The 19,501-nt window shown below is 63.2% G+C and carries 23 protein-coding genes; 13 read left to right on the top strand and 10 right to left on the bottom strand.

The window, feature by feature from the left end:
- Position 1 precedes the first annotated feature (1 nt).
- Positions 2–634 carry an HAD family hydrolase gene (locus MESS2_RS26215; protein WP_008877605.1) on the top strand — a complete coding sequence of 211 codons (633 nt, stop codon included), beginning with the start codon at positions 2–4 and terminating at the stop codon, positions 632–634.
- A 96-nt stretch (positions 635–730) separates the two neighbouring features.
- Here the strand turns inward: MESS2_RS26215 and MESS2_RS26210 are convergent, their stop codons facing one another.
- Entirely contained in the window at positions 731–1,207 is a 477-nt protein-coding gene (locus MESS2_RS26210; RefSeq protein ID WP_008877604.1) for an Lrp/AsnC family transcriptional regulator, read from the bottom strand.
- Positions 1,208–1,458: 251 nt separating this feature from the next.
- On the opposite strand from MESS2_RS26210, the gene trxB reads away from it, so the two are divergent.
- Both trxB and MESS2_RS26200 read left to right on the top strand, forming a co-directional pair.
- Positions 1,459–2,433, top strand: coding sequence for a thioredoxin-disulfide reductase (gene trxB / locus MESS2_RS26205; RefSeq protein ID WP_008877603.1), 975 nt, complete (start codon positions 1,459–1,461; stop codon positions 2,431–2,433).
- A 114-nt stretch (positions 2,434–2,547) separates the two neighbouring features.
- Positions 2,548–3,444: a LysR family transcriptional regulator gene (locus tag MESS2_RS26200; RefSeq protein WP_008877602.1), complete on the top strand. Its 897-nt coding sequence runs from the start codon at positions 2,548–2,550 to the stop codon at positions 3,442–3,444.
- 21 nt (positions 3,445–3,465) lie between these two features.
- Here MESS2_RS26200 and MESS2_RS26195 read toward each other — a convergent pair whose 3' ends face one another.
- The 3 genes from MESS2_RS26195 to MESS2_RS26185 all read right to left on the bottom strand — a co-directional run bounded on the left by MESS2_RS26195 (position 3,466) and on the right by MESS2_RS26185 (position 7,777).
- The gene (locus tag MESS2_RS26195) at positions 3,466–3,963 is read right to left on the bottom strand and encodes a methyltransferase family protein (protein WP_008877601.1); all 498 of its coding nucleotides are present in this window, start codon (positions 3,961–3,963) and stop codon (positions 3,466–3,468) included.
- A 695-nt stretch (positions 3,964–4,658) separates the two neighbouring features.
- Positions 4,659–6,710, bottom strand: a complete 2,052-nt coding sequence (locus MESS2_RS26190) for an elongation factor G (RefSeq protein WP_008877599.1) — start codon at positions 6,708–6,710, stop codon at positions 4,659–4,661.
- Between the two features lie 200 nt (positions 6,711–6,910).
- Positions 6,911–7,777, bottom strand: a complete 867-nt coding sequence (locus MESS2_RS26185; protein WP_008877598.1) for an alpha/beta fold hydrolase — start codon at positions 7,775–7,777, stop codon at positions 6,911–6,913.
- Between the two features lie 243 nt (positions 7,778–8,020).
- Here MESS2_RS26185 and MESS2_RS26180 point away from each other — a divergent pair, with 243 nt between their 5' ends.
- Both MESS2_RS26180 and MESS2_RS26175 read left to right on the top strand, forming a co-directional pair.
- Entirely contained in the window at positions 8,021–8,602 is a 582-nt protein-coding gene (locus tag MESS2_RS26180; RefSeq protein WP_008877597.1) for a methyltransferase family protein, read from the top strand.
- Positions 8,603–8,665: 63 nt separating this feature from the next.
- Positions 8,666–9,061: a (R)-mandelonitrile lyase gene (locus tag MESS2_RS26175; protein ID WP_008877596.1), complete on the top strand. Its 396-nt coding sequence runs from the start codon at positions 8,666–8,668 to the stop codon at positions 9,059–9,061.
- Between the two features lie 46 nt (positions 9,062–9,107).
- Here MESS2_RS26175 and MESS2_RS26170 read toward each other — a convergent pair whose 3' ends face one another.
- Positions 9,108–10,310, bottom strand: coding sequence for a pyridoxal phosphate-dependent aminotransferase (locus MESS2_RS26170; protein WP_008877595.1), 1,203 nt, complete (start codon positions 10,308–10,310; stop codon positions 9,108–9,110).
- A gap of 198 nt (positions 10,311–10,508) precedes the next feature.
- Here MESS2_RS26170 and MESS2_RS26165 point away from each other — a divergent pair, with 198 nt between their 5' ends.
- The 3 genes from MESS2_RS26165 to MESS2_RS26155 all read left to right on the top strand — a co-directional run bounded on the left by MESS2_RS26165 (position 10,509) and on the right by MESS2_RS26155 (position 12,978).
- The gene (locus MESS2_RS26165) at positions 10,509–11,402 is read left to right on the top strand and encodes an EAL domain-containing protein (RefSeq protein WP_008877594.1); all 894 of its coding nucleotides are present in this window, start codon (positions 10,509–10,511) and stop codon (positions 11,400–11,402) included.
- Positions 11,399–12,253: an EAL domain-containing protein gene (locus tag MESS2_RS26160; protein ID WP_008877593.1), complete on the top strand. Its 855-nt coding sequence runs from the start codon at positions 11,399–11,401 to the stop codon at positions 12,251–12,253. The genes MESS2_RS26165 and MESS2_RS26160 overlap by 4 nt, the downstream gene beginning before the upstream one ends.
- A gap of 113 nt (positions 12,254–12,366) precedes the next feature.
- The gene (locus MESS2_RS26155; protein WP_008877592.1) at positions 12,367–12,978 is read left to right on the top strand and encodes a glutathione S-transferase family protein; all 612 of its coding nucleotides are present in this window, start codon (positions 12,367–12,369) and stop codon (positions 12,976–12,978) included.
- A gap of 288 nt (positions 12,979–13,266) precedes the next feature.
- Here MESS2_RS26155 and MESS2_RS34200 read toward each other — a convergent pair whose 3' ends face one another.
- The gene (locus MESS2_RS34200; RefSeq protein ID WP_008877590.1) at positions 13,267–13,545 is read right to left on the bottom strand and encodes a hypothetical protein; all 279 of its coding nucleotides are present in this window, start codon (positions 13,543–13,545) and stop codon (positions 13,267–13,269) included.
- 118 nt (positions 13,546–13,663) lie between these two features.
- Positions 13,664–13,876 (bottom strand): cold-shock protein, encoded by a 213-nt coding sequence (locus MESS2_RS26145; protein WP_006338270.1) that lies wholly within the window; start codon positions 13,874–13,876, stop codon positions 13,664–13,666.
- Between the two features lie 296 nt (positions 13,877–14,172).
- Here MESS2_RS26145 and MESS2_RS26140 point away from each other — a divergent pair, with 296 nt between their 5' ends.
- Positions 14,173–14,499 (top strand): hypothetical protein, encoded by a 327-nt coding sequence (locus MESS2_RS26140; protein ID WP_008877588.1) that lies wholly within the window; start codon positions 14,173–14,175, stop codon positions 14,497–14,499.
- A 24-nt stretch (positions 14,500–14,523) separates the two neighbouring features.
- On the opposite strand, the gene MESS2_RS26135 is transcribed toward MESS2_RS26140, so the two are convergent.
- Complete coding sequence (locus MESS2_RS26135) at positions 14,524–15,093, bottom strand: methylated-DNA--[protein]-cysteine S-methyltransferase (protein ID WP_008877587.1); 570 nt, start codon at positions 15,091–15,093, stop codon at positions 14,524–14,526.
- 165 nt (positions 15,094–15,258) lie between these two features.
- Between MESS2_RS26135 and MESS2_RS26130 the strand changes: the two genes are divergently transcribed.
- Positions 15,259–16,140, top strand: coding sequence for a lytic transglycosylase domain-containing protein (locus tag MESS2_RS26130; RefSeq protein ID WP_040594073.1), 882 nt, complete (start codon positions 15,259–15,261; stop codon positions 16,138–16,140).
- 33 nt (positions 16,141–16,173) lie between these two features.
- Entirely contained in the window at positions 16,174–16,662 is a 489-nt protein-coding gene (locus MESS2_RS26125) for a GNAT family N-acetyltransferase (protein WP_008877585.1), read from the top strand.
- 257 nt (positions 16,663–16,919) lie between these two features.
- Here MESS2_RS26125 and MESS2_RS26120 read toward each other — a convergent pair whose 3' ends face one another.
- Positions 16,920–17,270: a hypothetical protein gene (locus MESS2_RS26120; protein ID WP_008877584.1), complete on the bottom strand. Its 351-nt coding sequence runs from the start codon at positions 17,268–17,270 to the stop codon at positions 16,920–16,922.
- A 199-nt stretch (positions 17,271–17,469) separates the two neighbouring features.
- On the opposite strand from MESS2_RS26120, the gene MESS2_RS26115 reads away from it, so the two are divergent.
- Positions 17,470–17,892, top strand: coding sequence for a lysozyme inhibitor LprI family protein (locus tag MESS2_RS26115; protein WP_008877583.1), 423 nt, complete (start codon positions 17,470–17,472; stop codon positions 17,890–17,892).
- Positions 17,893–18,193: 301 nt separating this feature from the next.
- Positions 18,194–18,937, top strand: coding sequence for a DUF899 family protein (locus MESS2_RS26110; protein WP_008877582.1), 744 nt, complete (start codon positions 18,194–18,196; stop codon positions 18,935–18,937).
- Between the two features lie 43 nt (positions 18,938–18,980).
- Here the strand turns inward: MESS2_RS26110 and MESS2_RS26105 are convergent, their stop codons facing one another.
- Positions 18,981–19,301, bottom strand: a complete 321-nt coding sequence (locus tag MESS2_RS26105) for a DUF1476 domain-containing protein (protein ID WP_008877581.1) — start codon at positions 19,299–19,301, stop codon at positions 18,981–18,983.
- Positions 19,302–19,501: the final 200 nt, after the last annotated feature.

Below are 19,501 nucleotides of genomic sequence, written 5' to 3'. Positions count from 1 at the left end.
GATGGGCGCCGCCGTGACGCCGAACCCGCTGCTGGAGCCCGGTCTGTGGGTGGAGCGGATCGGCGATAAGGTTTTTCCCGAACCTATGCCGGCGCTGTTTCTCGATCGTGACGGCACCATCAATGTCGACACCGACTATCCCAGCGATCCGGCCGAGATCGTGCTGTGCGAAGACATCGCGCCAGCGATCGCTGCTGCCAACCGGGCCGGAATCCCGGTCGTAGTGGTAACCAACCAGTCCGGCATCGCGCGCGGGTATTTTGACTGGAACGTTTTCGCCAAGGTGAACGGCCGCGTTTTGGAGCTGCTGCGCGATCGAGGCGCGTTCGTGGACATGGTGCTTGCCTGCGCCTATCACGAGGCAGGCACAGAGCCGCTGGCCATCGCCGACCACCCGATGCGCAAGCCCAATCCGGGCATGCTGCTTGAGGCAGCGAAGCGCTTGCAGCTCGATCTCACGCGCTCGCTCATCGTTGGCGACAAGCTGGCGGATATGGAGGCGGGGCGGCGCGCGGGTCTTTCGCGGGGCTGGCTGGTCGATGGCGAGGCTTCTGATCGGGCCGGATTCAGCACCATGCGCTTGCGCGACGGCAACGACCTGGCCGGCTTGCATGCGGCGATCGAGGCGCTGTAGGCCCGGTTCGCCCAGATAGAGTCAGGTTCCTGCTCTACGTCATTGTTTTTTGCTGGTTTTGAGTGTTCGTGCTCCGTCTCCCCGTTGGCATTGCGATCAAGCCGGGAATGCCACCAGACCTTCATCCTTGACCCGGCGGATGGTCAGCGCGGTGCGCACCGTATCGACATTCGGCGCCGAGGCCAGTTCCTCGATGACGAAGGTCTGGAAGGCGCCGAGGTCGCTTGCCACGCAATGCAGCAGGAAGTCGGATTCGCCCGACACCATCCAGGCGTCGCGCACGATTGGCCAGCCGCGCGTGCGTTCGGCGAAGGTCTTGAGCTCGGCGTCGGCCTGGTGATGCAGGCCGATAAGGCAGAAGGCGACGACGTCCATGCCGAGCGCCGGCGCATTGAGCAGCGCGCGATAGCCGCGGATGATGCCGGCCTCTTCCAGCCGCCTGACGCGGCGCAGGCATGGCGGCGCCGAAATGCCGACGCGGCTGGACAGTTCGACATTGGTCATGCGCCCGTCCTGCTGAAGCTCGCGCAGGATCTTCCAGTCGATGGCGTCGAGATCGGCTTTGAGCGGCATGGATACCCTTCGGCGTTTCGCGCAAGAATCTTTCGTGATCTTGCAATTAAACGACTTACGCGTCTCGCTTCAATCGGCGATTTTCTCACAGTCACCGCGCAAGATGTTCATGGATCGTCTGTTTGCGCCGAAGCTTTCCGGGGACGAAGCTCAGGTCGTCTTGCTGGCGTCGTCTGCAACACCTAGATTAGGCGCGATATCGCTCCCTGTGCCGGACGCCCATTCGCGTCCGGTTGTTGTGAAAGCTGTCCATGACCACCAAGCACGCACCCGTCCTCATCATCGGCTCCGGTCCGGCCGGCTATACGGCGGCGATCTACGCCGCCCGGGCCATGCTGAAGCCGATCCTGGTCGCCGGCCTGCAACAGGGCGGCCAGTTGATGATCACCACCGATGTCGAAAACTATCCGGGCTTCGCCGATCCGATCCAAGGTCCGTGGCTGATGGAACAAATGCTCAAACAGGCCGAGCATGTCGGCACCGACATCATTAACGACATCGTCACCGAGGTCGACGTCAATGTGCGGCCGTTCCGCGCCAAGGGCGATTCCGGCACCACCTACACCGCCGACGCCTTGATCATCGCCACCGGCGCGCAGGCGAAATGGCTGGGCATCCCGAGCGAACAGACCTTCATGGGCTTCGGCGTGTCGGCCTGCGCCACCTGCGACGGCTTCTTCTATCGCGGCAAGGACGTCGCGGTGATCGGTGGCGGCAATTCGGCGGTGGAGGAGGCGCTTTACCTATCCAACCTGGCAAAGAGCGTGACGGTGATTCACCGGCGTAGCGATTTCCGCGCCGAGCGCATCCTGCGCGAGCGGCTGTTCAAGAAGGACAATGTCCGCGTCATCTGGGACACCATCGTCGACGAGATCACGGGCCAGCCCGGCAAGATGCCGCTGCCGCCGTCGGTCGAAGGGCTGAAGCTGCGCAATGTGGCGACCGGTGAGGTGACGCATCTCAAGGTCGACGGCGTGTTCGTGGCGATCGGCCATGCGCCGGCGGTCGAGCTGTTCGCCGGCAAGCTGAAGCAGAAGCCGAATGGCTATCTGTGGACGGCGCCGGATTCGACCCGCACCGACGTGCCGGGCGTGTTCGCAGCCGGCGACGTGACCGACGACATCTACCGCCAGGCGGTGACCGCGGCAGGGCTTGGCTGCATGGCCGCGCTCGAGGCGGAAAAATACCTCGCCGGCATAGAGGTTCACCGCGAAGCGGCGGAGTAAAAGTTCAAGAGGCGGCTGAGAAAAGCCGTGCAAAAGCCTGTTTTTTCATCCAGACGCTAAAGAGTGGGCAGCCGCTAAGGACGAGCAGACGCCAAAGAAAGCACGAGGGGTAAAATGGCGCTGGACTGGGACAAGCTACGCGTGTTTCACGCCGCGGCGGAAGCTGGGTCGTTCACCCATGCGGCCGAGACCCTGCATTTGTCGCAATCGGCGATCTCGCGGCAGGTCAGCGCGCTCGAACATGACGTCGGCGTGCCGCTGTTCAATCGTCACGCCCGCGGCCTGGTGCTGACCGAGCAGGGCGAGATGCTGTTTCGCACGGCGCATGACGTGCTGATGAAGCTGGAGACGATCAAGTCGCGGCTGACCGAGACCAAGGACAGGCCCTCCGGCGTGCTCAGGGTGACGACCACGGTGGGTCTGGGCGCCGGCTGGCTGACCGAACGCGTGCAGGAATTCATCGAGCTCTATCCCGAGGTCAACCTGCAGCTCATCCTGGCGAATGAGGAGCTCGACCTGACCATGCGCCAGGCCGACTGCGCCATCCGGCTGCGCCAGCCGCAACAGCCGGACCTTATCCAGCGCCGCCTGTTCACAGTGCATTTCCATCTCTACGCGGCACCGTCCTATATCAACAAATTCGGCAAGCCGGCTTCGATCACCGAGCTGAAGAGCCATCGTATCGTAACCTTCGGCGTGCCGGTGCCCGCGCATCTGTCGGAGCTGAACTGGCTGGAGACGGTAGGCGACTTCGAAGGCGGGCAAAGGGTGCCGACACTGCAGATCAACGACATATTGTCGATCAAGCGCGCGGTGCAGGGCGGTGCCGGCATCGCCATGCTGCCCGACTACGTCATCTCCAAGGATTCAGGCCTGGTACAATTGCTGCCGGAGACCGAAGTGCCGTCCTTCGACACCTATTTCGCCTATCCCGATGCGATGAAGAATCAGGCGAAGCTGCATGTCTTTCGCGACTTCATCATAGCCAAGGCTCGAAGCTGGTCATTCTAGGGTGCGCCGATACAGCGTGACTCACCCGCGCCACGGCGTCAGCCGAGGCAGCCAGCCGGGCACGGCGCGCCGGTAGGCCTCGTATTCGGCGCCGTAGCGGCGGGCAAGCGTCGGCTCCTCATAGAGCTTTACGAACGAGACCATGGCTGTGCCGGCAATGGCGACGTAAGCGGCGAGTGCCCAGCTCGAAAACAGCAGCGCCTGGCCAAGGATGATCGACAGCACCGCCACATACATCGGGTTGCGGACGTGGCGGTAGATGTCGCCGACGACCAGTCTCGCGGTTGGCGCAACCGGGGCCGGCGTGCCCAGGCCCTCCAGGGCGAAGCGGGCAAAGGCATGCAGCAGCAACGCCGCGGCAGCGACGATCAGAACCCAGCCGACCGGCACGAAGCCGGGCACGGTCGACCATGCCAGACGATAACGATCGGTCAGCAGCCAGGGTACCAGTCCCGCGACCACGCCGGGCGCCGCAACGAAGAACAGCGCGCTGCCGGCAATCGCCTGACGTGTCCGCACCGATGCCTCCTTGCCCGATTGCCATAAAAATGAACGTGGACTGCCCGATTCCACATCATTCGGCGTTTTCTGCGTTTTTGGCCGGGAATCAATTCCGTTTCGCTTCTCCCGCTACGATTCAGGCTCGCGACGCGCTGCATTTCGACGATTCCGCTGGTCCTATGGGCTTGCGGAATGGGTTAGACCACAGCCTGCCTCTTTTTGCATGCGAGTGTTGCAAAATAGATGCTTGTTTCTTGGGCATGATGAGCAGATATATAGTTCATCTCCTGGGCGCGTTCTCCTCCCATTAGCGCCCTCGAGTGTTCCCCTCTGGAGGTTAGCCTTAACAGGCACTTCCAATCAAACTCAGCCGGATCTTCGTTGATCCGGCTTTTTTGTTGCCTGAAATCTGCACTGCTCCGAAAACCGACCGAAAATTGTCGCGTAACAGTGACATGTAACCCCAGGTAACATGTTGCAGACACGCGGTATCGAGTAAGCAGATCATAGGACGCGGTGTGGTTCGTGCGGGAGATGGGGGCATCACTCGGACGATCCGGGCTCAGGCGGCTACCGCGTCCGAACCAATTCCACCGTCGACGCCGTCAGGCGCTGGCGGCATGAGCGGCGGACCTGCCGTTTCGCCTCCCACGAAGACGGTCCGCAAGAGAGCGGCGTCCGGATCATCCGGACGCCGTTTCCTTGTGCGCCGATCAAGCGGCCTTGCCGCTGGCATTCATCGCCTCGTCGGCCAGGCGGCCGGTGAGTTCGGCCATGTGGTCGAAGGCGGCGCTATAGCTGGCGACGCCCGCGGTGGCCGAACGCAGCTCGATGATCAGGTCGCCGATCTCGGCCTGCGGCATGGTCGCCTCGACGACATCCCATCCCGGCCAATCGGGCCGCGCGTCGTAGCCGAGGATCTGGCCGCGCCGCTGCGGGATGAGCGCAATGATCTTCGAGGTCGCATCGGAGGGCGTGACGATCTCGACCTTCATGATCGGCTCCAGAAGCACCGGCGAGCAAGCGGCCATGCCTTCCTTCATCGCCAGCTTCGCCGCCATCTGAAACGCCATGTCCGACGAATCCACCGCATGGTAGGAGCCGTCGGACAGGTTGACGGCGACATCGACCACCGGGAAGCCGAGCGGACCGGACTTCAGATAGTCGCGCACGCCGGTCTCGACCGACTGGATATAGGTTTTCGGCACGACGCCGCCGGTGATGGTGTCGGTGAACTGGAAGCCGGAGCCGCGCGGCAGCGGCTTGATCTCGATCACCACGTCTCCGAACTGGCCATGACCGCCCGACTGTTTCTTGTGGCGGCCGCGCTGCTGCGCCGGTTTGCGGATCGTCTCGCGATAAGGCACCGCCGGCGCATGGCCTTCGACCGGGATCTGGTTCTTGCCTTCCAGCCGCTCGCGCACGACGCGCAGATGCATCTCGCCATGACCTGACAGCACGGTCTCGGCCGAATCCTGATTGTGGCGCAGGCTGAGCGAGGGATCTTCCTCGGCAAGGCGCTGGATGGCTGCCGACATCTTGACCTCGTCCTTGCGTTCCTTCGGGCGCAGCGCGAAGGCGAAGACCGGTTGCGGCGGTGTCAGCGCCAGCAGCGGCCTGATGCCGCCCTTGGCCGAGCTCAACGTCTGGCAGGTCTTGACGTTGTCCAGCTTGCCTAGCGCCACCGTGTCGCCGGCCTTGGCCACGGTGAGCTTGGTCTGGTCCTTGCCGAGCATTCTGTAGATGCCGGACACTTTTGCCGTGTCGCCATTCGAGAGGTAGAGTTCGGAAGCGTCGGCGAGCTGTCCGGAGAGGATGCGCGAGACCGACAGTTTGCCGCCATGCGCGGTGTGGATGGTCTTCATCACCTGGACCACGGTGGCGTTGCCATCGGGTGCGCCGAGACGTTTGCGGGTCGCCTCTATGTCGGGCGCGTCATGGCGGAGCGTCTTCAACAGGCGCAGCACGCCGTTGCCCTTCTCGGCGGTGCCGATCAGCACCGGCGTCACCGCGCCGGCGCGCAGATCGGCGGCAAGGTCGTCGAAGATCGCGTCCTTCGGCGGCTCGATCTCTTCGAGAAGCTGCTCCATTAACTGGTCGTCATGGTCGGCGAGCGTCTCCAGCATGGAGAAGCGTGCCTCCAGCTCGCGGGCCTTGTCGTCGCCCGGAATCTCGGCGACCTCGCTCTCGGCATATTCGCGGTAGATGTAGGCGCGCTCCAGCGCGAGATCGATCGAGCCGATGACGACGCCGTTCTTGCGCAATGGAATCTGGCGCAGCAGCAAAGGCAGCGAGCTTGCCGGCTGCAGCATCTTCAGCGTGTCGCGCACGCCTGCTATCGCCTTGTCGACCTTGTTCAGGAACAGGATGCGCGGCACGCCGAGCTCGTCGAGCTTGCGCATAATGAGCTGCAGGGCAGGGATCTTCTTTTCGTCGGCCTCCGCGACGACCACGGCGATGTCGCAGGCGGCCAGCACCGGCTCGGCCTCGAAGGAGAATTCGATGGAACCGGGACAGTCGACAAAGGTGAGCTGCTCGCCCATGAAGTCGGTGGTGGCGACGGTCGCCTCGACGCTCATGGCGTGGGCGCGCGCCTCGGGCGAATGATCGGAAACGGTGCTTCCCGACGAAACGGGATTCTGGCGGGGAATGGCGCCCGTGCGGGCGAGTATGGCTTCGAGAAGTGTCGTCTTACCGCTTGCGAAGGGACCGACTATGGCAATGCATTTCGGTCCCGTGCGTCGTCCTCCGGCGCGAGTTCCCATGGCTGACCTCCACTCAGGCGTTTCCCTGGGAGCGGCGGCCGGCCTGGCGACCGTCGCGGGCGGGGCTTTTTTAGTTCGCCACCTACCCGAAAGCATCGTCCCACGGGTTAGCGAGGAGGGCAAGGGATTTGAGGGAGGGGCTGACGCGTCGCCGCTGTTGCTGCCGCGGATTCTGTGCGGACGAAGCTTCGGTGGGGAGGTCAGCCGATCTTGGTCCGGCGCCGTGCCAGCATGGTCTCGTCCACGCCGTGCATCACTACGCTATCGACAAAGCGCACCAGCAGCGGATTGAACAGATCCGGATGCTCCCAGAAAGGAGCATGCCCGGCACCTGATATGACGTGGCAATGCTCCCACAGCGAACCGTAGGCCAAGGTTTCGAAATAGCCGAGACGGACAAACGGGTCGTTCTCACCGTTGACGATCGCGACCGGAAATGCAGCCTGCTCGACCACCTGCTTCTGGTCGGCGCCTTTGCCGGTGAACATGCCGCGCGTCACAGCAGCGCGCAGCCGGCCGTCGGTGCGCAGGATGACCTGGCGGAACGATGGATCGGCAGTGTCGCCGAAGCACAATGTTTCGAAGCGCTCGGCATCGCGTTCGGAGTAGGTCTTCTTGGACGCCAGCAACATGTCCCAATGGGCATGGAAGCCACGCAGCATGCCGAACGGCCCTTTCGATACCGGTGGCGCGCCTGTCAGCATGAGCCCGGCGACGGCCCGGTGAAAACTCGCGAGCTCGATGGCGACATGCCCGCCAAGCGACCAGCCGAAAACGACGGCGCGGTCGATCCCCATGATGTCGAGGAGCTGAGCCGCCGATTGGGCAAGGCCGGCAACCGTATAGGCGTTTGCCGGATCGCGGGCGTCGGACGATTCACCATGGCCGGGCAGATCGAAGGCGATCAACCGGTGGGCCGCAGCCAAGGGACTGTCGAACTGGCGGGCGAAGACGGCCCGCGAACTGCCCGAGCCATGGATCAATACAATGGGAAGGCCGGAGCCCGACGACTGGCTGAGGCGCAAATCCGCTTGCTCGGTGCGGACCGTCCGGTGGGAAACGACCATGCTGGATTAGACCCTCAGATTGCCCGACGGCCAACATCGCATCCTGCTGTCACTATGTTGTTTAGGTTTGTGGTTAAGAAAGGATTTCTCTGCGCCAACAGGGTATGATGAGCGAATCCACGGCTAGAGCGTCATGCGTCCATTTGGGCGCAAAAAAATACGCTCCAGCATTTTAGAACCTGCGCACGTGCTCTGCGAAATCGATTCCGATTTTCGGGGCCAATGCGATAACCGGGGATTTCGATGATGGAAGGCGTGCTCGATCTCCTTGTCTCGATCGGCAGCATTGCGACGCTCGGCCAATATGCCTGGTCCATGCGTGCCCATTTCCAGTCGCCGACCATGCCCCCAGGCGCCATGATCATTTCCGCCGTGGTGATCGGAGTGGCGCTGTTCTTTCTGTCAATCCTGTGGATCGAACGGCAGCCGGTGACGGCGAAGCTCGGCGGGCTCGCCATCGAACTGGCAAGCGCGGCCCTGTTCTGGTGGGCGATTGTCATTTCGCGCAAGGCGCGGCTGCGCTTCGCATTCGACCCTGACAATCCCGACAGCCTGGTGACCGACGGGCCCTACTTCTATGTCCGCCATCCATTCTATGCATCCTACATCATCTTCTGGATCGGATGGGGCGTCGCGACCTGGTCGATCTGGGCGGTGGTGCCTGTCGCCGGGATCGTCGCGATCTACACGATCGCCGCGCTGGACGAGGAGAGGAAGTTTTCGCGCACGGCGCTGGCCGGCGCCTATGCGGCCTACCGCGCACGCACAGGGCTGTTCTGGCCGCGCATGAACCGTGATTGGCGAAGCCTCTGGATGCGGGCTTGAACAGCCGGTTGCGCCATGGCGGGTATTGGGCGAAACTGCCGCCAGCCTGAGGACTAATCGACGATGAAGATCATTGCCTGCGGCAGCGTGCCGACCATCCTTGCGCCGGAGAAGTATTTCACCGGCCGAGTGCTGCAGACGCCGATCATCGAGAAGGAAGCGCCGGCGCGGCTCAGGGCCGTGATGGTCAGTTTCGAGCCCGGCGCGCGGACCCACTGGCACACGCATCCGCTTGGCCAGACGCTCTATGTCGTCTCGGGCGCCGGCCTCGCGCAAAGCTGGGGCGAGCCGATACAGGAGATCAGGGCCGGCGACGTCATCTCGTTCGCGGCTGATGAAAAACACTGGCACGGCGCTGCTCCCAAATCGGCGATGGCGCATATCGCCATGCAGGAGGCGCTCGACGGCGTCCATGCCGACTGGCTGGAGAAGGTGACCGACGCGCAGTATGGCGGCTGAGTTTTCGGACTGAAACCCGGGTTTCATTTTAGATTGATGGGCCGTCTCAGGTCAGCGACGCTGTAAAGCGCTGGATGCGCGTGCAGGCCTCCTCCAGCAACGCCTCCGACGTGGCGTAGGAGATGCGGAAGTTCGGGCCGAGGCCAAAGGCCGAGCCGAACACGACCGCGACGCCCTCGGCGTCGAGCAGTTCCGAGCACAAGGTCTCGTCGTTGTCGATCACCTTGCCGGCTTTGGTCTTCTTGCCGAGCAATTGGGCGCAGGACGGATAGACGTAGAAAGCGCCCTCCGGCGAGGGGCAGGAAATGCCGCGCGCCTGGTTGAGCATTGACACGACGAGATCGCGCCGGGCCTGGAAGATCGCCTTGTTCCTGGCGACGAAATCCTGTGGGCCGTTCAGCGCCTCGACCGACGCCCATTGGGCGATGGTGCAGGCGCCGGAGGTCTGCTGGCCCTGGATCATGTCCATTGCCTTGATCAGCGGCACCGGGCCGGCGGCATAGCCGATGCGCCAGCCGGTCATGGCATAGGCCTTCGACACGCCGTTCATGGTCAGCGTGCGCTCGTAGAGCCTGGGCTCGACCTCGGCGATGGTCTTGAAGACGAAGTCGCCATAGATCAGGTGCTCATACATGTCGTCGGTCAGCACCCAGACATGCGGATGCTTTAAAAGCACATCGGCCAGCGCCTTGAGTTCCGCCCCGGTGTAGGCAGCGCCCGACGGATTGGACGGCGAGTTCATCAACAGCCATTTGGTGCGCGGCGTTATCGCCTTTTCCAGCGCCGCAGCCGTCAGCTTGAAGCCGCTGTCGATGGAGGTGTCGGCAAAGACCGAGGTGCCGCCGCAGATCGCCACCATCTCGGGATAGCTGACCCAGTAGGGGCGGGGGATGACGACCTCGTCGCCGGGATTGAGCGTCGCCATGAAGGCGTTGAACAGGATCTGCTTGCCGCCGGTGCCGACGATGGTCTGCTCCGGCCTGTAGTCGAGATTGTTCTCGCGCTTGAACTTCTTGGCGATCGCCTCGCGCAGCGGCACGATGCCTGAAACCGGCGGATATTTTGTCTCGCCGCGACGGATCGCCTCGATCGCAGCCTCCTTGATGTTATCGGGAGTGTCGAAGTCCGGTTCGCCGGCGCCCAGCCCAATCACGTCACGACCGGCGTTTTTCAGCTCGCGCGCTTTCTGCGTCACCGCGATGGTCGCGGAAGGCTTTACGCGGGAAAGGGTGTCAGCAAGAAAGGCCATGAAACGATGTCTCCAGGGAGCGGCAGCGGCCAAGGATGGCTGCGGCGCCTCTCATGTCGCATCATTCCACGAAGTGCAAGCGCAGTCGGATGAGCCAGGGCTCAAATCCCCGGCAACAATAAATTCATCAACGGCCGGTAAACCCTTGAGTGGCAGGATCGCAATCCAATTTTGCCAGTCTCGCGGAGCGAGGAACCCTTGTCGCGCAGCATCGGGCTTGCCCATATCATCCACCATGATGACGGCACCGCCAGCGGTGTCTGTGGCATCTACACGCTGCAAAGCGCCTTCCAGCCGATCTTCGCCTTCAAGGACGGCAAATTGTCGGTCGCCGCCTTCGAGGGTCTGATCCGGCCGTTTCGCGATGGCGAGGCGCAACCGCCGATGAGTTTCTTCAACACCTGTCCGGCAGCCGACCGCCTGCATATCGAGGCGCTGACAAGGACGCTGCACCTTTTGAACGCCGGCGCCTGCCTGCCGCAGGAGGCGTCCATCTTCATCAATTTCGACCCTTCGGTATTCACCGACCGCGGCATCGCCGACAAGGCGCTGCGCGAGATGCGGCTGGTGCTGCACGAAGCCGGTATCGATCCGCACCGCGTCGTGTGCGAGGTGACCGAGCAGAAATCGGCATCGCAGGAAACCCTCTACAATTTCGTCGAGGCGCTCAGGGGCAATGGCTTTCGCATCGCCGTCGACGATTTCGGCGCCGAAGAATCCGACATCAACCGCATCAAGGAGCTCAGGCCGGATATCGTCAAATTCGATGCCCAGTGGATCATGCAACTGATGGAGTCCGGCGCCGGCTTCGCGCTGCTGACGGCCATGGTGGCGAGCTTCGAGGAACAGGGTATCCGCACCGTATTCGAGGGCATCGAGGAAGGCTGGCAGCTTGAACTGGCCGAGAAGTCGGGTGCCTCGATGGTGCAGGGGTTCGCGTTGGCGCGTCCCGAGCTTGCGCCGACCAGCTTTCATGTCTTCGGCAAGGACACACAGATGCCTGCGGCCGCCGACAATGTCGGACGGGCGCCTGCGCTCGTGCAGCCTTCGCCGCGGCCGGCGCGAGCTTTCGGGCGCCGGGTGGCGCAATGACCGGGCGGCCCGACAGGCGGCGCAATGTCGGCGAGGCGATCTTTGCCGACGAGGTCGGGATCGAATACGGCGTCTATGGCGCATTCCGGCTGAGGAGCGCCTATCAGCCGATTTTCGCGCCGCGCGGCAGATTTTTGCGGGCCGTCGCGGTCGAGGGCCTTATCGAGCCGCACCGTGCCGGCAGGCGGGTGGCGCCAGCGGTGTTTTTCGAGGGCCTGCCCCCGGCCGATCGGCTGTTCGTCGAGACGATGTGCCGGGTGCTGCATCTCAGGAACTTCCGCAACATCGGCGTCGACCGGCTCGACCTGTTCTTCAACTACAATCCGCTGATCAACGATCATCCCGGGCGGGCGCTGGCCGAAATCAGGCTGATGACCAGGCATCTCGCCGATTTCGGCCTGCATCCAGGCATGCTGATCTGCGAAATCACCGAACAGGCGGCCGACGACGCGTTGCTCGTCAGCCTGGTGCGCGAGATGCGGCGCGACGGTATCCGCATCGCCATCGACGATTTCGGCACCGGGCATTCGACGGAGGAGCGGGTCGCGCTTATTCAGCCCGACATCGTCAAGATCGACGGCACATGGTTCGCGGAATTCTGCCGCCATGCCGCCGCCGAACGATTTTTCCGGCCGCTGGTTTCGGCACTGCACGACCGCGGCACCAAGGTGCTGGTCGAAGGGATCGAGCAGGCCACCCATCTGCGCGTCGCGCTGGATGGCGGCGTCGACCTCCTGCAGGGGTTTCATCTGGGGCGGCCGGCTTTGGCCGGCACGGTCTTCGACGAGGAGCCGCTGTCCATCGACAGGCTGCTCGGCATGGATAGCAAGGTCATCCCGTTGTTCGGTTAGGATATGCCGAGATAATGCATCAGCAGCGCTGATGGTCGCGACAAAACAAATCACTGGATCAGGCTGCCGCCGCCACCATAATTGCATCGGCAAGGGAACGGCAGGGGAATAAAATGACCATACTCTATGGAATGATCGACAGCGGCAATTGCTACAAGCCGCGTCTGCTGATGGCGAAGCTGGGCATCGCCTTCACCAATATCGAGGTGAGCTCGCACACCGGCGAGACGCGAAAAGCAGACTATGTCGCCAAGAACCCCAATGCCATGGTGCCGCTGCTGGAACTCGACGACGGCAGGCGGCTCGCCGAATCCAACGCCATCCTGCTCTATCTCGCCGAAGGCACGCGCTTCCTGCCGACCGACAAATACGAGCGCGGGCTGGCCTATCAATGGCTGTTCTTCGAGCAATACAGCCACGAGCCCTATATCGCGGTGCGCAGGGCGCTGCTGACTTTTCCTGAACGAGCTGGGGATGCGACGCCGGAGCGGCTGGCGGTGACGCTGGAGCGCGGCAACAAGGCGCTCGGCGTGATGAACAAATATCTGGAAGGCAGTGTGTTCTTCGCCGGTGACGCATTGAGCGTCGCCGATATCGCGCTCTACGCCTATACGCATACGGCAGGGATGGGCGGCTTCCAACTCGATGCCTACCCGGCGGTGGCGGCCTGGCTGAAAAGGGTGGAGGCGGACAAGGGGCATGTGCCGATGGAGTGGGTGGGGTAGTTTTTGTCCTCACGCCGTCGCCGCTTCGCGGCTGCTCCGGACGGGCGCGCCGGCGCATGACCCCGAAAATCGACTTCGATTTTCGGTAAGGATCATGCGCAAAATCAAAAGTGTTACAGCGTCCTTTGCGCGTCCGAGAGGGCGCGCGGCGCTGTAATGGCGCGACGCCCGGTCGGGCTTGCGGCCTTCGGCCGACGGAGCCTATTCAGACTATGTGAATGTGGCGGTGCGATTTAGAGCGGGCGGATCCGGCCGGCTCGAATCTCAGCTAAAGCTTGCTCTGCAAGCTCATCGAGCCTGCCTGCTTTTGCGTCGGCCTCGATCTGTTGGTCCCACAAATCGGCCTGCAATGCCTCGAACCAGGCGGTGAATGCCCTTTAGTTCTTCGCGGCTCAGTTCGGCAATGGATTTTTTGATCTCTTCGAGCTTGGTCATGGGCAGAAAATACATCTTCGGCGCTGCAAGGCCAAGCTGGCTGAAATCCAGGCAAAATAAAAAGGCGGGACAAAATCCCGCCTTCCCATGCTTGGTAGCCTGACTGGAGCGTTTTGGCCGGGCCGTCAGCAATCTGCTGCTTCGGCTGGTCGGGGTCTTTCCGCTCCGGCGCGCTTCTCGCGCGACCGTCAGTACATCCGTGACTTGCCGCGCGCCCCGAGCTCTCGCCCGGCGCGCGCCATTTTCAAAATCAGGCTGCCTTGCTCAGAGATCCAGCGGACGACTTGCCAGTGCGGCGGTCCTGCTCGATCTCGAAGTTGATCTTCTGGCCTTCGACCAGGGTCGACAATCCAGCGCGCTCGACTGCGGAGATGTGGACGAAAACGTCCGCGCCGCCCGCGTCAGGCTGGATGAAGCCGAAGCCCTTGGTGGAGTTAAACCACTTGACCGTACCAGTTGCCATTTCGATAGTCCTTCACATTTGCTTTTATTTGACCAGACCGAAATCCAGCCGGTGTGCATCGAGATTTTGGAGATAGACGTCAGCAAACGCGAATATCGCGAGGCCCGGATCGATCGGCCGAAATATCAATGGAACGCATATAGGCTGGTTTTGCGCGAAAAACAAGTCTGCGTGACAATGGCGCTGACGCGGCGCCGCCCAACGGCCGCCCCAATCGCATGAAAGCGTTGAGGAATTGCGCGTCGGGAAGGGGGCACAATACCTTCAGGCGCCGGTTCGGTTTTGGGAGAGGAACCATGAGAATTGTTCTGCTTGCCGCCTGCCTGACGCTTATAGCCGCCGAAGCGCAGGCGATCTCGCGCTATGACCCGACCCGCATGAGCTGCGGCAGGGTGCAGGCGACGATCGCCCGGCAGGGCGCGGTGATCCTGCGCTACCAGTCAAAGCGCGTGCCGGGGTTGCCGCTCTACGACCGCTATGTGCAGAGCCAGCAATTCTGCACCATGGGTGAGGTCAGGACACGTGCCTATGTGCCGAGTGCCGATGCGAAATCCTGCCCGGTCTACATTTGCAAGCGGGTGGAGGTCGACCATTTCCGCCGGCGCATCCTGCGGCGCCACTGAATTCAGAACCCGAACGAGACTTGTTCAGAAGCCGAAAGACACTTGCGCCGGCGGCGGCGGGCCGACGAGCACGCCTTCCATCGCCAGCATCTTTTCCTTGGTGGCCGAGCCGCCGGGGGCGGAAAACCCGCCGATCTTGCCGCCGGCGGCAAGAATGCGGTGGCATGGGATGACCAGCGGCACCGGGTTGGCGCCAAGCGCGGCGCCCGTTTCCCGCGCCAGCCCGGCATGGCCGGCGCTTTTGGCCAGTTCGCCATAGGTGGTGGTCTCGCCGAAGGCGAGCTTGCGGGCGGCGTCATAGATGGCGAGGCGGAAATCGTCGATGCCGGCGAGATCGACCGGCACGTTGGAGAAATCGACGTCCTCGCCGGCCGCGTAGGCCCTGATCGAGGCGACCAGCTCGACGACCCATTGCGGCTGGACGGTGGAGGGCGAAACGCCGGCCTGGCGCAGCAGCCGGCGCTCTACTGCTTCGCGGCTGCGTTCGGGCAGGCAAAGCCGGATGAGCCCGGCTTCGCTCCAGGCAATGCCCATTAAGCCGATCACTGTTTCTAACACTGCGTGGCCGGCGGTGATCGAAGTGGGGTTTTCCATGGCATGTTCTCCAGGCAAAACGACGAAAAACGGGTACATATCCAGAACAATATGGCACTGGGACTTGAGTCTCGCCACCCGAAAACCGCCGGCACGCCCCGATTGCCGGGCAAGAATCGCTGGTGTAAGGAATTTCTTAACAAACGAACCGGACCCGAGCGCGGCTTGCCAGCAAAACTCAACCTCATCGCGATCGGCGCGGTCCTTGCGGCGGCCGGCCTGGCCGGCTGCACGTCGACCTCGCAGGTCAAGCCTGCAACTTCCTTCGCCGAACCAGCCGCTGCAGCCGGCGCCGACGCAGGCTTCGCCCTGGCGCTGCCGGACACCGTTTCGGTCCTGCCCGAGCCTTCAGGCAACACGCCGGTGCAGACGGCTGCGCTGTCGACGGATCAGGCCGCACCGCCGGTCGAACCCGCCGCCGCTTTCGCCGGGTCGACGCCGGGAGCCGCGGCCGTGCCTGCCGTCATGACCAACAAGGCCGGGCCTGCCGCTCTGCCGGTCAACGCCGCGGCGCCGGTCTACACCACTGCCGGGCTTGTCGTGCCGACCACCGCCGGGAAAGCCGGCATATCAGGGGTTCAGCAGGTGGCCTATGCCGTGCCGCAGAATCCCAGCGCCCTGGCCCCTGTCGGTTCGCCGGAAGTACCCGCGAGCGGACCGCGCGCCGAGATCGAGCGGCTGATCGAGAAATATGCCGCGTTCTATCAGGTGCCGGTCGACCTGGTGCGCCGTGTCGTCAACCGCGAGAGCACTTTCAATCCTAAAGCCTATAATCGCGGCCATTGGGGGCTGATGCAGATCAAGCATGCGACGGCGCGCGGCATGGGTTATGCCGGGCCGGCGCGCGGTCTGTTCGATGCCGAGACCAATCTGAAATACGCGGTCAAATATCTGCGTGGCGCCTGGCTGGTGTCCGATGGCAACGCCAAGCGCGCCGACCGGCTATACCAGACCGGCTATTATTACGACGCCAAGCGCAAGGGCATGCTGGAGGAAACCGGCCTCGGCATCGACCGCAAGCGGCGGCGCTTGCAGCCTGATGCCTGATAGCGCGCTTTTGCGCGACAGGCATTGAACGTCATGCCTGAGCCGCGCGCGCCGGCGCCAAACGACATCAGGCTGCGCAAGATCCTCGACGTGACGCTGGTGCCGCCGCGCTGGCCCGAAGGCTTCGTCATGCGCGGCTTCGAACCAGCCGATGCGCCGGCCTTGCACGCGCTTTTGACCGAAGTGTTCGACGACGGCACCGACGGGCCGTTCGACGAATGGTGGTCGCGCGTTTCGGGCGACGCGGAATTCGATCCCGCTCTGTGCTTCCTGGTCATCAACGGCAAAGGCCGGCTGGTGGGCGCGGCGCTGTGCTGGACGAGGGCTTTCGTCAAAGACCTTGCCGTCCATCCCGAGGCGCGCGGCCGGGGCATCGCCGAGGCGCTGATGTGGCACGCCTTCGCCGAATTTCGCGAGCGGGGAGCCGCGCATGTCGATCTCAAGACCAATACGGTCGAGAACCCCGCAGCCGTCAGGCTCTACGAGCGGCTGGGGATGTTCGAGGTCGCCTGGGAAGGCTAGCTCGGCTCTGCCCTGCGAAAAAAGTGCATCCTTTGTGAACCGCTTCACATAGGCCGCGAACGGCAAATGCTAACCACCTGCCACGCCGGTCGGTCGGGGTAACGAGCGGAAGGTGTCGGAGGGGCTGCACCGGCATGTGTCAGCCGCACTCCACGGCGGGTCCCGAGGTTGGGGGTTCTACCGAGGCGGGCTTATCGGGATCCGCCACCTTGTACACTAGCAGGCACCGCGCGAATCCTCCTGTTCCCCAAGATCTTTCATGCTCGGACATCGGGCGCGCTGCCGATCTTCTGCTTGAGGTCGAGCGCCCAGGCGCGGCCTTCGTCGCCGCCCCGTAAAAGCCAGGCGATGTAGCCGGCCGACGGGTTTTCTTCACTGCCGAAATTGCGGCCCTTGTTGTCGACCTCGTGGCGGGCGAAATAGCTGACCATCCGCCGGACCGTGGAGGGCGAAAGCTTGTCGCGGTTCTTGAGCTCGGTGGCCCTCGCAACCCCGATCTCGGTGCCGCCGCGGCCAAATATGCCGCGCAGCCTGAGGCCCTTGGCGGCATTGTCGGCGACGATCTGCGGGCAGCACAGGTCGATTTCGTCATTGTCGGCTTCGCGCATGATTTTCCCCGATATGGAGCTATAGACCTGAACGAAGAATGCGGCGGAGTGCTTCCCGTACCGCAACGCTATTGCTGTCCTGTCGACGGAAGCGGCCTGAAAGGAACTGTCCACCAAGGCGACAGGCTGCATCTTGCCTGTGTTCGTCCCGCGGTTAAGCTTTGTTACAGCGGGGGCTCTCGAAAACCGGAGAAACACGATGCGGCTTTCCAAAACCGGCCTCGCCACCTTGATCCTCGCCATTCCGCTGTTCACTCATGCGGCGCGGGCGGCCGACGATTGCGCCAATGCGATGGATCAAGCGACCATGAACGAATGCGCCGGCAAGTCATTTGCCGCGGCCGACAAGAAGCTCAACGACGCCTACAAGCAGATCGAGAGCCGGCTGAAGGACGATGCGGCGTCGAAGAAACTGCTGGTCGATGCGCAGCGCGCCTGGGTCGGCTTCCGCGATGCCGAATGCAATTTCCAGGGCGGCCCGCGCGACATGGCCGGCAGCATGTATCCGATGGTCGTCGCCGGCTGCCAGGAGGCACTCACCGACAGCAGGCTGAAGGATTTCGAGGGCTACCTCAACTGCCAGGAGGGCGACACCAGTTGCCCGGTACCGGCGGCGCAGTAGCTTCGTTTGTTCCGCTATCCCGTCGAGGCGGCCCCCTCATCCGGCCGCTTCGCGGCCACCTTCTCCCCGCCGGGGAGAAGAGGCTGGCATCGACGCCGGCGGCCTCCTCTCCCCTCGGGGAGAGGTCGGATTGCCCCGAATTGCGCTTCGCAATTCGGTTGGCAATCCGGGTGAGGGGGACTTCTACCGCCCGTCTGCGCATACGAATGTCGGAACCGTCCTTCGCCATGCGTCCTTGAGAGGCAAGGCGCGTTGCCGGAACCTTGGCGCGCGTCGTCAAAATTCCAAGATGGAGATGACGATGATCAGCTTTCCCAACGAGACCAGCGAATACCGCACCGCCCGCGAAAAATTGCTGCAGAAGGAGATCGAGCTGCGCCGCGCCATGGAGGATGTGGCCGTCGCCCGCCGCGCGCTGCCCATGGGCGGGCTGGTGCCGCGGGATTATGTGTTCGACGGGCTTGGTCCCGGCGGCAGGCCGGCGCGCATAAAGCTGTCGGAGCTGTTTGCGCCCGGCAAGGATACGCTGATCCTCTACAACATGATGTTTCCGCGCCATCCGAAGGAGACGCGCGATGTGGCGACCAGCGGCGGCACGGCGAAGCTTGCGCGGCCGGACCAGCCGTGCCCATCCTGCACGGCGCTGCTCGACCAGTTCGACGGCGCGGTCGGCCATCTCGAGGCCGCCGGCTTCAATTTCGCCGTGGTCGGCAAAACCGCGCTGGAAAACATGCTGACGCTCGGCAGCGACCGCGGCTGGACCAACATGCGGCTCATCTCCTCGGCCGGCAACGACTTCAAGCGCGACTATCACGCCGAGGCCGAGGACGGCGCGCAACTGCCGCTGCTGTCGGTGTTCCATCGCGACGCCGACGGCATCCGTCATTTCTGGTCGTCGGAACTGGACTTCGCTCCGGCCGAGCCCGGCCAGGACGCGCGCGGCATCGGCACCTGCGAGCCCTTGTGGAACCTGATGGATTTTACGCCTGGGGGCAGGCCGGACTGGGACGAGCAGTTGCAGTATGGCGAGGCATGCTGCCACTGACTTTGGAAATCGGGCAAATCGGCGTGACGGCGCCGAGCGGTGCTCAGCTCGTTTTGATCTGCTCGACCGCTGATATCAGGAGTTCGGCCATGGCGCCGCGAATCTGAATATCCGACAGGGCGACGCCGGCCGCGTCGAAATCGGCGCGGACCTTGCGGAACACATCGTCGTCGCCTGCTTCTTCGAAGTCCGAACGCACCACCTCTTTCGCATAGGCGTCGGCGTCCGCGCCTGATTTGCCGAGCTTTTCAGCGGCCCACAGGCCGAGCAGCTTGTTGCGGCGCGCCATGGCCTTGAACTTCGTTTCCTCGTCCATGGCGAACTTCTTTTCGAAGCCTTCCTGACGGTCTCTCATGCTGGTCATGGTTTGCCTCGTTCGGGGGTTTGAGTCTCCGACCTTCATCCGGGAAGAGCGGCTGGCCGAGCATGGCGTGCGTGGACGTCATAAGCAAGCGTTCATGCCGCAGGAATTCGCTTCAGGTTGGCGCCGCGCCTTGCCTTGCCTTCCAGCATGGTGGCTGGCGAAAGCCGAAGCGTCATCCGATCTCCCCCCTTGCGGGGGAG

It is taken from the genome of Mesorhizobium metallidurans STM 2683 (genome assembly GCF_000350085.1).
GTDB classification, from domain to species: Bacteria; Pseudomonadota; Alphaproteobacteria; order Rhizobiales; family Rhizobiaceae; genus Mesorhizobium; species Mesorhizobium metallidurans.
Note: the sequence above shows the minus strand (reverse complement) of the source record. Positions and strands in the feature narration are given on the sequence as shown.